The following is a 13,805-nucleotide window of genomic DNA, read 5'->3' on the forward strand; positions in this document are numbered from 1 at the left end:
TTTTGGATGCAGTAGATACATTGCTTATTCTACTGTTCAGCCTCGTCTTTTTTTTCATCTATGAATCCTTTAATGCTTTCTTTGCGTCGGTGATTTTTATCTTCAATGGTTTGCCTCTCATTTACTGAAATCTCATCTGCATGTTCATCCAGGTAATTTTCTGCTTCCTGAATATTAGCTTGAGTCTGGTCGATATGCTCTTGCAAGTGCTCCTCATTATCTGCGCGATTATCCGGTTTAGCCAAAGGTATCCCTCCAATTGAATTATTACTGCCAATGTATATTGACCTAAAACGCAGGATTCTATGCATCAATATCAAATTCAGATCGGAATAGCCACATATCATCAACTCCACGACGAACTTGGATTTCGCAATCTTGCTGTTATATTCGATTATCCGTACCTATCGAGCCTGGTGAGGTATATTATTAGTACAAGTGTTTAATCCTTGAATACATATACTGGGGGAGAGCTGCTTGGGAACCGTTACAACGAAGTATTTTGAATATGGACAAGAAGAAATGGATTACCTGCAGCGTGTGGACCCAACGCTTGGAGCAGCGATGGCGCGTATGGGCAAGGTGGAACGAGTCATCATTCCCGATCTGTTCGCAGCACTCGTCCATGCCATTGTTGGTCAGCTCATATCAGCTAAAGCCGTCCACACGATTTGGGAAAGAATGCAGAATCAATTTGGAGAAATGACTCCGCACCATATGGCGATTCAGACTGCCGATAATATCCAAAAATGCGGGATGACGATGAAAAAAGCCGTATGTATCCACGACATCGCGCAAACGATTGCGCAGGGAGCCTTAAATTTGGAAGAGCTGTATGACTTGCCAGATACGGAGGTCATCAAGAAGCTAACGGTGTTAAAGGGAGTCGGTAAATGGACCGCCGAAATGCTGCTCATCAATAGTATGGAGCGTCGTGACATAGTCAGTTGGGGCGATATTGCGATACGACGTGGTATGATGAAATTGTATGGCTTGGATACTTTGCACAAAGAGCAATTTGAGCAATTCAGCCTTCGATATTCGCCTCTGGGCTCAGTGGCTTCCATCTACTTGTGGGCAATTTCATTTGAATAGACAGAGGAGGGTTAAGATGGAGACCACAATCAAGGAGCAATTAATTGAATTAGCTGAGGAGAAGTACCAAAAGTTTACTGCGGCATTGATTCCGAATATTAATAATGTTTTGGGTGTACGGCTCCCGGAACTGCGCAAGCTGGCCAAAATGATAGCAAAGAGCGATTGGCGAACCTATTTGGATCAGGCTGATAGTGAATACTTTGAAGAAGTTATGCTGCAGGGAATGGTCATTGGCTATATACAAACGGACAGTGCCGAATTCCTGCGTTATGTAGCTGATTTTGTGCCGAAAATTGATAATTGGTCCGTATGCGACAGTTTTTGTATAGGGCTTAAGTTCACTTTGACAAATAAAGAAACCATGTGGGATTTTGTGCAGCCTTATTTATTGTCGAAGCACGATTACGATATACGCTTTGGCGTGGTGATGCTGCTGGACTATTATATTGAAGAAGAATATATCAGTAGAGTCCTAGAACGGTTGGACAGCATCAAGCATGAGGGATACTATGTGAAGATGGCGGTTGCCTGGGCTTTATCGATTTGTTATGTGTTGCTCCCAGAACCGACAATGATCTATCTGAAAAGCAATTCACTAGATAAAATGACGTACAACAAAGCGCTGCAAAAAATTACAGAGTCCTACCGGGTGGATCAGGAAACCAAAAGGTTGATTCGCAGCATGAAGCGCAAATAAAATAACAGCGTAATCATAAGCTCGTTCCTATATATTAAGGCTCAAAGCCCTTCTGGCTTACATAAATCTGATCCTCGGGAAAAACCTGCTTCAATCGATCATAGACAATTTGATAGGCTGATGGGCCATACCATTCCTCCATACCGATTTGATCATACTTGGCCTGAATGCCTAAATTCCGTGTTCGTTTTCCGCCGCTGCCGTCTCCCATAAAATAATCGTCCAGACAGACGCGATCCACCAATGGCTTCAGCAGCTGTGGAAATGCTTCACTGCTCGGCAGCATGGGAGCGATAGTGGCTTGTGTCGGTACTCCCGCGTCAGCCAATAGCTGAAGAGTCTTTAATCGGGCGGCAATAGGCGGGGCATCAGGGGAAAAATATTTACGGATATCCTCCATATCCGTTTCTATGGTCATACTGACACGGACCTTCTCGCCAAGACGCAGCAAAAGATCTATATCTCTTCGAACAAGGGGACTCCGAGTCTGCACAAACACAAAGTCGGGTGGATCACTGACCATGACCTCCAATAAAGATCGGGTTATTTGTTCTTTATGCTCAATGGGCTGATAAGGATCCGTACTCGATGACATGAAGATGGTGACCGGTCCTTTGTTTTTGGCTCTTACCAGCTCTTTTTGAAAAACATTGGCTGCCCCTTGCTTGATATCGACCCACGTTCCCCACTCAGCGCCGCGAAAGGTAGAGACCGGCATTTGCCGAACGTAACAGTAAGAGCAGCCAAAGGTACAGCCCGTATAGGGATTGAGCGAATGGCTATAGCCTGCAAGAAAACCAGTCCCTTTGTTCAACAGCGTTTTTGGATGTTTGTATAAGTATTCGGTTGTCATAAGCATACTCCAAACCTTTTATTTGGCATCATGAAAAATGATCCCCAGACTGTATCTTGTTCCTGATTTAACTGTGCTGACTCCGTGCCGCAGCGTGGTTCTATAATAACCTCGTGTTCCTGATACCGGACGATGCTGGGTGGGGAAAATCAGTGCTTCTCCCTGCTCCAGCGTGATGACGTGACCTCGGCTCTGTGCCCGTGGACGCTGCTCTACCAATAGAAACTCCCCGCCTGTATAATCTTTTTCTCGTTGATTCAGGGCAAATACGGCCTGAAAGGGAAAGAACACTCTCCCATACAAATCCTGATGCAGACAATTGTATCCACCTGCTTCATATTTCAAAATCAATGGGGTTGAACGGGTCTGCCCCTCTGCATGGCATCGATCCAAAAATTGCGTTAGCGTTGCCGGATATGCAGCCGTATCACCCAGCAGACCAAGCCAGCGATTGGCTGTTTGGGCAAGCTGTGGGTACAAGCTCTCACGCAGCTGCTGCAGCAAAGTGGGGAGCGGGGCACCGTAATATTTGTATTCCCCGATCCCAAAACGGTACCTGGCCATATCAATGGTGCTGCGAAAGTGGTCCTGCACCTCGTAGGTGTCGATAATTTTCTGGCACTCCGATTGATTTAACAGTGCAGGAAGCTTGACATATCCGTGCTCATCCAACGATTGCTGGAGTGTCTGCCAATCCAGACCTGCTGCGCGTTCAGCGAGATCATCAGGCATGCTGTAAGCCTTCTTCAGCCCGCATACCATCCTGCTCCAATTGCAGCAGCTTCGTTTTCATGTCCATTCCTCCACGATATCCGGTTAAAGCCCCGCCTTTACCGATTACGCGGTGACACGGAACGGTAATCAGAACGGGATTGGCGCCAATCGCAGCGCCGACTGCGCGAACTGCGGCAGGTCTTTGGATCTGCTGAGCAATATCCGAATACGATTTGGTTTGTCCATAAGGAATGCTGCAGAGTGCATCCCAAACAGCCATTTGAAAAGGCGTCCCACGATAATCGCGGGGCATCGCAAAGTTTTTGCGTGCTCCGTTCAAATATTCGATGAGCTCTTCTACATAAGGCAGCAGCCTCTCATCATCACGAATTAATGTGCTTCCCGGAAAACGAGCGTGGGCCCAAACTGATAATTCTTCAAAGGGATGATTCTGTGAGCCAACAAAACATAGACCTTCAGATGTAGCTGCAATGTGCATGCTCCAATCCTCATGTGTGATTATCGTCCAATAAAGTGGTGAATTCGTGCTGTTTACCATTTTCAAATGCCTCCTTCATGTTATGTTGCTGCAATTGGCGGTAGCTTGCCGGAGTATGACCGGTTTTCTTTTTGAACAGCGTTATAAAATATGGCGTATTGGACAGGCCAACGTCCACGCCGACTTCACCAACGGGCTTATTCGAAGAAATCAGCTTCTCCTTGGCTTGATTGATCCGAACTTGCTGGATGTATTCAACGGGCGTTATCCCCTTGACTCTCTTGAATGTTCGATGCATATGGTAGGGACTGCCGTGACAGATAACAGCCAGAATTTCCAGCGATAAAGCCTCAGCATAGTTTGTATCGATGTATTCGGTCACCAGAGCGACCCATTCGTCATCAGGCAAGCGCTGGCCGGTTGGCTTGCATCGTTTGCAGGGTCGAAATTTGGCGGACACCGCTTGCTGGGAAGTTCGAAAATAACCGACATTTTTTTTATTAGGTGGTCTGGACTTGCAGGAAGGTCGGCAAAAAATGCCTGTCGTTTTTACCGCGTAAAAAAATTGGCCGTCATAAGACGCATCGTTGGTAAGGATGGCTTGCCACATTTCCTCTGTTAATGCTTCCGGGTTTGGCATCGTTACTGGATCGTTGCTTCTGCGAGAAGACAGCTCCGCATTCTGCTGTATAGGCTTCACCAAGTTTGTTCACCTCCATACACACAGTATAACCCCAAAAAGGAACGTTTGTACGTTTTACGGAATGTAACAGCAAGATAACGAAACTCATATCAAAATACATAGTTGGATAGTTATTTGGTTGGTTGGGAAAAATCGATGAGCAGCGTTTCGCTGCTTTTTTCCAGCAGCATGGGAAATCGTCTTACCTTATCTGGGGCCAACTCCCTAACCTTGCTGTATACGGCGGCAGAAGCATAGGTGCGCTCTGAGTTCTCCAGGCATGCAAGCAGCTGTGCATGATCATGAATGCCAACAGCGTAGGGCTTAATGGAATGAAGTCCCGCTTCATGAACGCGCTTCGCCATCCATTGGCCTCCGGCTTTTCCAAGGCAAACAAAAGTAACAGGACTACCCTCTACTAATCGTGCAATTTCGAGAAATGTAGAGGTTTCGACCTGGGCCCCAATGACACACAGCTTGACTTCCTTTCCAGTGAGCAGTCGTTTGACCTGATCGTGATGGTTAAGAGTCGTTACGACCATAGCCGAAAACTCCAGTGCATCCGTAAGGATGGTGTCAGATGATTCGATATCCTCCAGAAAGATGGTTTTCACCTCGGCTCCTGTTACCCGTCTGATCTCATTGCTGTAAAAAGGATGGTCATGCTCCTTACACTCTACAAACAGGAGCTTCCTGGCTGTAGTCTGTTCCGATATCTGCATTAATCCGTAAGCAAGGGAGGCCGTGAAAAACGCTTCGGCGTTGATCGATTTGAGCCGTACCTCTTCGATTGTACGCTCAAGTAATTCATGCATGAGCATTCTGCTGCGCCGCAGCTCGTCTGTCTGTGGATTATCCAACACAAGCGTGCCGCGGCCTTTGTGCATCGAAACAATTCCTTCTTCCTGGAGATGATGATAGACCCAATTAATCGTATTCCGATTGAGTCCAAGCTGAGCAGCGAGCACATTAGTCGAGGGCAGCAGCTCTCCAGGGGAAATATGACCGATGCCAATTAACCATTTGAGCTGTTCTTTTACCTGTATATTCGCTTCCAATGCCACAGTCGGATCGATTGTTAATTTTATAGGATAATCCACGTATGCAACCCCGTTTCACCAAAATCCATTAATTTGACACTACACAACCCATCACTTTTTTCAACCTCTTATTGACAATCTTATCATAAATCAAGTATTTTAGATACTAAAGTTACACAGTTAAGTGGTTATTATATAATTCGATGAAAGCTGAGGTTATGGAGATGGGAAGCTTACTGATTTTTTTGCGAAAAATGAAGGGGGAGGGTCATTCGCCACTTGTTATTCACATACGTAACGTCATAATGGGATTTGTCGGGGGGAGCTTGACGATAGCAGCTCTGGCATGGTTAACAGATATGAATGTCGGTCTTTGGATCATGGCACCATTTGGTGCGAGCTGTGTTCTCGCATTCGGTCTGTGGGATTCACCATTGTCGCAGCCGAGAAATATTATCGGAGGCCATCTTATCTCCACGGTGACAGGATTAACGGTCAACCAATTTTTGGGACACGGCATTACGGCTATGGCACTAGGCGTTGGCTTGGCTATCAGCTTGATGATGCTTACACGAACCACACATCCTCCAGCGGGTGCTGATCCTCTTGTGGTCATGATGAGTGGTAGCGCTTGGTCATTTATTGTCTCACCCGTGCTTGTCGGTTCGATTGTGATCGTCTTGATCGCGCTCATCGTGAATAACCTGAGCCGACAACGGGCCTATCCTAGATTCTGGTGGTAGAAAGGAAAGTGAAGTTGAAACCTTCGATAAGAAACGGATATACGCTGGAAGTACTTTTTATTGCGGGTATAGTGGCTATCTCGTTTTCCGCCATTTTTATCAAGTGGTCGCAAGCTGAGGTGTCCGTCATCGCCATGTATCGGCTGTATTTGGCCAATTTGATGCTGCTCCCGTTTATATGGAAATACAAGCAGGAAATTGCCCGCCTTACTCTACGACAATGGGGTTTGCTAGTGGTAGCGGGCGCTGCATTAGGTTTGCACTTTTTATTGTGGATGGGCTCGCTCCGTTTTACAACTGTAGCGAGCTCTACCGTTATTTTGACTCTTCAGCCGATTGTGGTCATGCTCGGTTCCTTTTATTTCTTTCGTTTGCATGCCAATCGGGCGATGATCATCGGAATGGGGATTGCTCTTGTTGGATCATTTGCCATTGGGATCGGGGATTTGCGTTTATCTGGAGCTGCTTTGTATGGGGATATGCTGTCCTTTTTAAGTGTGATCGCGATATCCATGCATATGCTGTTGGGCAAGCAGTTACGAGAGCATATCAGTGCTTATGTGTATAACTTTTGGGTGTTTGCTTTTGCCGCGAGCTTGATTGCGTTGTATAACGTCTTCAATGATTTTTCATTCGGGGGATATGCTCAGAGTGAATGGGGCTTATTTATATTGCTGGCTTTGATTCCAACGCTATTTGGCCATTATTTATTCAACTGGTTGTTAAAATATATGAATGCTTCAGCCGTATCCATGGCGATTCTGGGTGAGCCGGTTGTCGCTTCGGTATTGGCCTGGCTGCTGCTTAATGAGAAGCTGACACTTTTTCAGTTGGGCGCAGGTCTGTTCATTTTGCTGGGAGTGTGGATATTTGTACGTTATGGCAAGGAAACGAATCGAGAATAAAGCTTGGGACCGAACAATCTAGTTCCTTACGCTGATGAAGAAATAACAGAGATAACTTCCGGTCATGTAATTGCTGCTGGAGGTTATTTTTGTGCTGTGAAATAAGAACTATTTTTTAGGGACTTACTGGGAGGGAGTACTGCCCACGTATATCGAAACCATGAATAACAGGGTGGAAACAAAAAGCACAATCGGTTACAGGCAGATGCTTACATAAGGGTGTCAATCATAAGGACTGGAGACGATCCCAGAGCAAGGATTATAAGGAATTTAATCAGGTTCGACTGCCGAAATTATTTAACTCCCGGAAAAGTAAGTTTGGACTTCGATCTTCCCGAATAGGAACGCTTATTAGATAAAATGGTTGAAATAAAATGGGAAAAAGGTCCTTGGTTTGGTTAAATGATAGCAAAAGTTGAATAGTTGACAAAATTAAACAAAAAAAATTATGATAAGGCCTACGTGTTTAGGCGGGTCAGCAATGGCAGCTATCATGGAAAAATAATATTCAGGTCGAAATATGAGGGTTGGAGGCAGTTGGTTTTGAGAAAAATGTTAATGGTATTATCGATGTGTGTACTACTAGCCATTGTATTAAGCTCTTGCGGTGGCAAGCTCATGAAAGGTGTCAAAGAGGCAGCGGGTTCCATGAGCACAGCAAATGAGGTCAAGGATACGGAAAAATACAATGCGTACATAGCTTTAAGCAACTATATAACCCAATGGCTGGATAATATGTTCACCAGTTATTTCAAAGAGTTTGGCGTGGACGAGGAAATCGTCATCAAGAAAAATTTTAATGGATTTAACACCTTTCCCGTTCTCAAAGGGCACCAGGATGACTTGGATAAAGCATTAAATTATGCCTCCCAAAAGCCTGCGTATCCAGCCACCGATGATTCCGTTAAAGCACTGGCTCCCAAAATGAAGCAATTGCTGGTTACGATGGATGAAGCGCAAAGCTACTATAAGGCCAAATCTTACTCCGACGATCAATTTGCCAAGGGTAAAGAATTACATCGCCAAATCGTGGCGCAGTATGGGGAATTCACTGATCTGGCCGATACGTTTTTTGCTGAATTTGTTGTCATAACTGCTCAAAAGAAGCAGGAGGATCTAGAGGCATTAAAGAAAGAGGATCAATTAATTCGATACCATGCGATGAGTATTGTGTTAAAATCCCAAGAAATTCAAAAGGTATTTTATGCAGCCGATATTGACGACGACAATATTTTGGATCTGGATGTAAATGTATACATAGAGAAATACAATCAGTTGACCGAACATATTAACAAATTCATGGAATATTCCAAAGATCAGGACAGGATTAAAAAGGAAAAAATATCCATCACACCTGTATTTACTCTTAACTTGGAGCAAGTCAAGGTCGCGGCTACGGATTTGAAGGAAATCCTCGAAAAAAAGGATACTACGATCAACAGCACGACCAAAGGTAAAGTGACCACCGGGGGCAAGAAAGTTCCATTGAAGGAATACAGCAAAAAGGTTTCCAATTTAACCAGTTCTTACAATACGATGATCGGTCTTCAAACGACAAAGTGAGGAAGCTATGCTTAGAAAAAGTGTCTTTATAATGACGATGGGTATCCTGTTATGTGCTCTTTTGACTTCCTGCGGCAAGCTCAAAACAGTATTTAATGCTGCATCGAGCCTGCAATCAGAGGAGAGGCCGGAGATTGCTGAGAAATCGACCAAGCAGTCGGCAGTAACACTTGATCAGAAATATGCGGCGTATACGAATTTGGATATGTTTTTGACAGGTAAGCTGCAGGAATCATTGGATGCCTACACGGCAAAGTTTGGCGAGGCCGACGCATTCAAGGTTAAGAAAAATGATAATCTCTATATGGGTATCCTTGTGGATACGATGAATAAAAAGGAGCTGGACGAAAGCTTCGACTACGCCTCCAGGCAGCCTGCTATGGATGAAGTGGACCAGACTGTCAAGGAATTGAATCCGAGGTTCAAGGCGCTTATCGCGACCTTGGAAGAAGCCAACACCTATTACAAGTTAAAATCATACGTCGATGATGATTTTGTCAAGGGCAGGATGTTGCATCAAACGATCCATGAACAAACCGCTCGAATGAAGCCTCAGCTCGATCAGTTCATAACAGTATTTGAAGCCAAGCGAGCTCAGAAAATGCAAGAAGATCTGGAAAGCTTCAAGCAAAAGGATTACATGATCCGATTATATGCGTTAAGCTTTATGTTAAAAGCCGGGGAGATTCAAGACGAGCTCAACCGTCAAGGCATCACTTCAAACAATATGAAGGAATTAAATGAAGGTCCCATTAAAGATAAGTACAGCTTGCTGATCGTAGATATGAATCAATTTCTGGAATATGTAAAGGATACGGAACGGATCAAGAAGGAGGGGCTGAATACCAACTTCACCCCCGTCGAGGTATATAAATCCAGGATCATACAGCTTAAGGCGTCAGCTACCGACTTATTGGCTAGAGCCGAGGAAGCCAGGAATGACTTGAGCTCATCCAAAAGCAAATTTACGAAGCAAAATAAAGACGGAACACCGGAAAATTACAGTAAGAAGCTAAAAGAGGCATGGTCCGATTATATGAAGATTAAGTAAATAATCCGAGACTTATTGCCCAGAAGACTACCATAAAAGGCTTTGCTACAGCGACTGCTTCTCCATAAGGGGGAGGCGGTCGTTGTCTTTTTCCGGTAATCTTGTAGAATAGAAGCATTGTAGAATAGAAGCAAGAATAAGGTCAATCCACAGCAAAGATAGGATGAAACAGTTATGGCCAAACAGGCAAAGGTCAGTCACTATATCATAATTAAGGAAAGTCTCGATAAGCTGATGAAGAGCGGGGAGCTTAAGGTAGGAGATCGTCTGCCCGCAGAGATAGAGCTAGCCCAGCAGTTCCAGGTGAGCCGGGAAACGGTTCGCTCTGCGATGAAGCAGCTGGAGCAGGAAGGCAAGCTTGATGTGCGAAAAGGGGTTGGGCGCTTTGTGAGGCAACCGTTAAGCTCCATTGCAAGCAGTATCGACCGATTCAGCTCGACTGAGGAAATTATACGCTCAGCGGGATTAGTGGAAGGTCAGCTGGAGCAGTTTATTCGAACGGAGCCTTGCAAGGAGGAATGGGCTTCTTTGTTGAAAATTCCAGCAGGTAGTCCTGTGATCATTAATGAGCGGACCCGTACGGCCAATGACGAGCCGGTTGCCCATAATATTAATATTATGCCGCTTGCCTTGGTAGAGCAGGCTTTTCAAAAGACTCCTCTTACAGGCTCCTTGCTGCGATTTCTGGAAGCAGAATGCGGTATTCGATTAACAGGAACCCATACGGAGCTGGTCGTTCCTCATCATACCGATCCGGTATGCCGCAAGCTGCAAGTGAAACCGGACACAACGGTGCTGATGATGAAGCAGCTCCATTATGACCAGCAGCATATACCTGTACTATTTTCGTATGATTATTTTCGCAATGATGTGTTTCAGTTCTGGGTGAACCGCCGAAGATAACGATAGCCATAGCCATGATCTTCATAATTTCTTCGTATAAAGATGACATACCGTTAACAAGTCCTCCCTATAATAAGAATTGAAGATGTCTAGACAGCAGCTTCAAAAATCCGAAAAGGGTGGGGAATATGAAGAAAATAATGAACGTGCTGTGCGCACTGACGTTCACGGCGATCGTGACGGCAGGCTGCGGATCGAATACTACTGCAACTGGCACTCCTGCTAATGGAACGAATACGGCTCCGAGTGGTGCTCCTGCTGTCACGAATGGAACGAATACAGCAGCTCCTGCTGCGGCTGCACCGAAGAAATATGAAATCAATCTGGCAACAGCCGGCGATACGAACATGACCGATCTGCAGGAAAAGAATGTAGTCGGCGAGTTTCAAAAGAAATATGCCGGTTCTCAGGTTCGCGTTGTCAATTCAGGAGCAGGAGATGGCGGTACCCAAAAAATATTTGAGAAATTAAAGGCGCAAAAAGATGCCGGGAAGACGGAGTGGGATATCGATCTCGCGATTGTACATCAAAGCGGCATGCAGCAATTAATCGATAATAATCTTTTGGAGAAATGGGTGCCGCAATCAGCTAACAAGGAATTCGTAGTTTCCCCCGATAGCAAGAACAGCCTGGGCACCAATGTGGAGGGTTATGTCATTCCGCTGTTCCACAGTCAGGTTGCCTTTGCCTATAACCCCGATAAAGTCAAACAATTCCCCGATAATTTTGAAGAGCTTACCGCGTGGATCAAAGCGAATCCCAAACGCTTCGGATATAACGGCATCCAAAACGGGGCTAGCGGAGTTGCTTTTGCCACCGCTTATACATATTGGAAATCAGGCGATTACAAAGCATTGACTCAAGGCCCATTCGATGCAGCATTGGAGCAAAAGTGGCCAGCTATTATGAAAGAGCTTAAAGCACTTCCTGTTACCTATACGAATGGTAATAATGGGACACTGGATATGCTGAACCGCGGCGAAATCGATATGGGACCCGTGTGGGTGGATATGTTCAACCTCTGGGTGGATGAAGGCCGTATGAATCCCAATTATGGTTTGAAAATCGTCGATCCCGGCATGCCTGGTCAACCGATGTACGTGGTTATTCCCAAAAATGCTAAAAATAAAGAGGCGGCTATCCTGTATGCCGATCTGCTGACTTCCCCTGAGATTCAAACCAAAGTGATCGTGGAGAAAAATAGCTGGTACCCGGGTATTGACGCATCCGCCATACTTCCAAAGGTGAGTGAAGCGGGCAAGAAAAAACTGTTCAAGGATATTACAGCAGATGACCTGAACAAGCGAGGCCAGTCGTTCCCGATAAACACTTATTTTGATCATCTGAAAACCGCATATGAGAAAAACTAATTCTCCTTCCCTTGTCTTCTGGCATAAAACAGCAGGAGTGGGACTCGCCACTCCTGCTATTGCCGTTGTCGCGCTGCTTTTTGTATATCCGTTTGTGCTTTCCTTTATTTCCAGCTTGCGCTCACAGGAAGATGTCTGGACATTTGCCAATTATGTCGAGGCTTTCACCTTATATGGCGGCGATTTGGTATTTACCTTATGGGTTTGTCTGGCGAGTCTTGCTTTATTAATCGGAATTTCTGCGATGATCGGCGGCTTTTTGCGATTGGGTGCTTATCCTGTACTGGAATTTATATTCAAAATTCCATTATTTGTCCCGTTCGTTGTTGTCGGGCATGCGATGCGTGTATTTCTGGCGCCGCACGGTACGCTCAATTCAGCGATTGCGGTAACAGGCTTGTTTAATCCGGATATGCTGCCATCCTTTGCTTTTACTACGCTGGGTCTCATCGCCGCTTTGGTTTGGAAAAACCTCGGTTTGGCATTGCTTTTAGTGCTTGGCGGCTTTCGCTCCGTAAATGAAGGCATGCTGGAAGCAGCTAAAGGAATGGGAGCGGGCAAGCTTAGGCTGATCTGGCATTTTCTCGTACCGATGAATAAGAGCAGTATCGGAGTTATGGCGGTGCTGACCTTTACCTCCATGCTCGGCTGCTTTTCGATACCTGCGATGCTGGGCAACGCGGGGGGCCAGCAAATGCTGATGATGGATTTGTACCATCAAAGCGTCTATCAGCATAATTACGGCTTGGCGAATGCAATTGGTGTCCTTACCTACGTGGCTTCTATGGGAGCTGCCATTTATTATTTAAAGGGGTTGTCGAAGAAATGAACAAGTCCATTTCGGTAGCGGCTTCTAACGGTTCGCTGGGTCTGACAGACCGAAAAGCACCTTTTGCCCGTATGACACGCCGTCTGTTGATTTATGCGGTGTCGATATTTTTCATTTTTGGTCCTCTATCCAGCCTTATTCTATGGTCAGTCGCAGAAAAGTGGTTCTGGCCTCACCCGTTCCCGAGCGCTTGGGGTTTCAAATATTGGCACCAAGTATTCGAGGGTAAAATGCTCTCCTCGCTGGGCTTAAGCTTTGTTATTGCGATTAGCGTTACCCTGATCTGTCTGGTGCTAACCGTACCGTTATCGTATCTGATTGCTCGTAATCGGCTTCCGTTAAAGCATTTCATCCTATTGCTGTTTTTACTGCCGCAGGCGTTTCCTCAGCTTCCGGTGTTCACGAATGCGATGGTTATTATGTATCGTTATGATCTTGTTGGTACGCTGTCCGGTCTGATTCTGATTCATCTGGTCGGTGCGATCGTATTTTCCGTATGGACATTGGTATCCGTATTCCAATCTGTTGCAGAATCGATGGAAGAGGCCTCCTATATGCTGGGTGGCGGAAAAGTGTACACGTTTTTTCATGTGGTGCTGCCGATGGCGGCTCCAGGAATCATCGCGGGCTCCTTATTGGTTTTTTTGTATTCGTTGGACGAATTTACGGGCAGCTTGTTAATTGGCGCGCCTTTTCATATTACGATGCCTGTCTTCATGTATAATGCTGCGAATGGCTACGAGATGCAGGTGGCATCAGTAACTTCGGTGCTGCTGATGGTGCCGGGAATCGTGTTGTTGTTTGTTCTACAGCGGTTTATGCGTTCAGAATATTTGGCTGCATTCGGGAGGGTTTAAG

16 protein-coding genes are annotated in these 13,805 nt (G+C 45.5%); 10 read left to right on the top strand and 6 right to left on the bottom strand.

The genetic code is table 11. From position 1 onward, the window contains the following. Positions 1–29 precede the first annotated feature (29 nt). Entirely contained in the window at positions 30–245 is a 216-nt protein-coding gene (locus OB236_RS30045; protein WP_262687236.1) for a small acid-soluble spore protein Tlp, read from the bottom strand. Between the two features lie 232 nt (positions 246–477). Between OB236_RS30045 and OB236_RS30050 the strand changes: the two genes are divergently transcribed. Continuing rightward, positions 478–1,095 (top strand): DNA-3-methyladenine glycosylase family protein, encoded by a 618-nt coding sequence (locus tag OB236_RS30050; protein WP_262687237.1) that lies wholly within the window; start codon positions 478–480, stop codon positions 1,093–1,095. Between the two features lie 16 nt (positions 1,096–1,111). After that, positions 1,112–1,795: a DNA alkylation repair protein gene (locus OB236_RS30055; protein WP_262687238.1), complete on the top strand. Its 684-nt coding sequence runs from the start codon at positions 1,112–1,114 to the stop codon at positions 1,793–1,795. 34 nt (positions 1,796–1,829) lie between these two features. On the opposite strand, the gene OB236_RS30060 is transcribed toward OB236_RS30055, so the two are convergent. The 5 genes from OB236_RS30060 to OB236_RS30080 form a co-directional block, all read right to left on the bottom strand. Then, on the bottom strand, positions 1,830–2,648 hold the full coding sequence (locus OB236_RS30060) for an SPL family radical SAM protein (RefSeq protein ID WP_262687239.1): 819 nt from the start codon (positions 2,646–2,648) through the stop codon (positions 1,830–1,832). Between the two features lie 18 nt (positions 2,649–2,666). Then, the gene (locus tag OB236_RS30065) at positions 2,667–3,380 is read right to left on the bottom strand and encodes a 2OG-Fe(II) oxygenase (protein WP_262687240.1); all 714 of its coding nucleotides are present in this window, start codon (positions 3,378–3,380) and stop codon (positions 2,667–2,669) included. Continuing rightward, the gene (locus OB236_RS30070; protein WP_076234489.1) at positions 3,373–3,921 is read right to left on the bottom strand and encodes a methylated-DNA--[protein]-cysteine S-methyltransferase; all 549 of its coding nucleotides are present in this window, start codon (positions 3,919–3,921) and stop codon (positions 3,373–3,375) included. Before OB236_RS30070 ends, OB236_RS30065 begins: the two co-directional genes overlap by 8 nt. After that, positions 3,872–4,501: a bifunctional transcriptional activator/DNA repair enzyme AdaA gene (locus OB236_RS30075; RefSeq protein WP_262687334.1), complete on the bottom strand. Its 630-nt coding sequence runs from the start codon at positions 4,499–4,501 to the stop codon at positions 3,872–3,874. Before OB236_RS30075 ends, OB236_RS30070 begins: the two co-directional genes overlap by 50 nt. 173 nt (positions 4,502–4,674) lie before the next feature. Continuing rightward, positions 4,675–5,643: a GntR family transcriptional regulator gene (locus tag OB236_RS30080; protein WP_262687242.1), complete on the bottom strand. Its 969-nt coding sequence runs from the start codon at positions 5,641–5,643 to the stop codon at positions 4,675–4,677. 164 nt (positions 5,644–5,807) lie between these two features. On the opposite strand from OB236_RS30080, the gene OB236_RS30085 reads away from it, so the two are divergent. The 8 genes from OB236_RS30085 (at position 5,808) to OB236_RS30120 (ending at position 13,804) form a co-directional block, all read left to right on the top strand. Continuing rightward, entirely contained in the window at positions 5,808–6,326 is a 519-nt protein-coding gene (locus OB236_RS30085) for an HPP family protein (protein WP_262687243.1), read from the top strand. Between the two features lie 14 nt (positions 6,327–6,340). After that, on the top strand, positions 6,341–7,231 hold the full coding sequence (locus OB236_RS30090) for a DMT family transporter (RefSeq protein WP_262687335.1): 891 nt from the start codon (positions 6,341–6,343) through the stop codon (positions 7,229–7,231). A gap of 552 nt (positions 7,232–7,783) precedes the next feature. After that, positions 7,784–8,794, top strand: a complete 1,011-nt coding sequence (locus OB236_RS30095; RefSeq protein WP_262687336.1) for a YiiG family protein — start codon at positions 7,784–7,786, stop codon at positions 8,792–8,794. Positions 8,795–8,825: 31 nt separating this feature from the next. Beyond that, positions 8,826–9,845, top strand: a complete 1,020-nt coding sequence (locus OB236_RS30100; RefSeq protein ID WP_262687245.1) for a YiiG family protein — start codon at positions 8,826–8,828, stop codon at positions 9,843–9,845. 174 nt (positions 9,846–10,019) lie between these two features. Further along, positions 10,020–10,748, top strand: a complete 729-nt coding sequence (locus tag OB236_RS30105; protein ID WP_262687247.1) for a GntR family transcriptional regulator — start codon at positions 10,020–10,022, stop codon at positions 10,746–10,748. A gap of 128 nt (positions 10,749–10,876) precedes the next feature. Further along, the gene (locus OB236_RS30110) at positions 10,877–12,118 is read left to right on the top strand and encodes an extracellular solute-binding protein (protein WP_262687248.1); all 1,242 of its coding nucleotides are present in this window, start codon (positions 10,877–10,879) and stop codon (positions 12,116–12,118) included. Then, positions 12,105–12,947 (top strand): ABC transporter permease, encoded by an 843-nt coding sequence (locus tag OB236_RS30115; RefSeq protein ID WP_076234482.1) that lies wholly within the window; start codon positions 12,105–12,107, stop codon positions 12,945–12,947. The genes OB236_RS30110 and OB236_RS30115 overlap by 14 nt, the downstream gene beginning before the upstream one ends. After that, the gene (locus OB236_RS30120) at positions 12,944–13,804 is read left to right on the top strand and encodes an ABC transporter permease (protein ID WP_083689593.1); all 861 of its coding nucleotides are present in this window, start codon (positions 12,944–12,946) and stop codon (positions 13,802–13,804) included. Before OB236_RS30115 ends, OB236_RS30120 begins: the two co-directional genes overlap by 4 nt. The last annotated feature ends 1 nt before the right edge of the window (position 13,805 follow it).

The sequence above is a fragment of the Paenibacillus baimaensis genome, assembly GCF_025567575.1.

Bases quoted from the DNA above. Each gene is read 5' to 3' on its own strand.
- OB236_RS30110 (WP_262687248.1), top strand. From the start codon at position 10,877: ATGAAGAAAATAATGAACGTGCTGTGCGCACTGACGTTCACGGCGATC.
- OB236_RS30085 (WP_262687243.1), top strand. From the start codon at position 5,808: ATGGGAAGCTTACTGATTTTTTTGCGAAAAATGAAGGGGGAGGGTCAT.
- OB236_RS30055 (WP_262687238.1), top strand. From the start codon at position 1,112: ATGGAGACCACAATCAAGGAGCAATTAATTGAATTAGCTGAGGAGAAG.
- OB236_RS30075 (WP_262687334.1), bottom strand. From the start codon at position 4,501: ATGCCAAACCCGGAAGCATTAACAGAGGAAATGTGGCAAGCCATCCTT.
- OB236_RS30095 (WP_262687336.1), top strand. From the start codon at position 7,784: ATGTTAATGGTATTATCGATGTGTGTACTACTAGCCATTGTATTAAGC.
- OB236_RS30105 (WP_262687247.1), top strand. From the start codon at position 10,020: ATGGCCAAACAGGCAAAGGTCAGTCACTATATCATAATTAAGGAAAGT.
- OB236_RS30060 (WP_262687239.1), bottom strand. From the start codon at position 2,648: ATGACAACCGAATACTTATACAAACATCCAAAAACGCTGTTGAACAAA.
- OB236_RS30100 (WP_262687245.1), top strand. From the start codon at position 8,826: ATGACGATGGGTATCCTGTTATGTGCTCTTTTGACTTCCTGCGGCAAG.
- OB236_RS30115 (WP_076234482.1), top strand. From the start codon at position 12,105: ATGAGAAAAACTAATTCTCCTTCCCTTGTCTTCTGGCATAAAACAGCA.
- OB236_RS30065 (WP_262687240.1), bottom strand. From the start codon at position 3,380: ATGCCTGATGATCTCGCTGAACGCGCAGCAGGTCTGGATTGGCAGACA.
- OB236_RS30120 (WP_083689593.1), top strand. From the start codon at position 12,944: ATGAACAAGTCCATTTCGGTAGCGGCTTCTAACGGTTCGCTGGGTCTG.
- OB236_RS30070 (WP_076234489.1), bottom strand. From the start codon at position 3,921: ATGGTAAACAGCACGAATTCACCACTTTATTGGACGATAATCACACAT.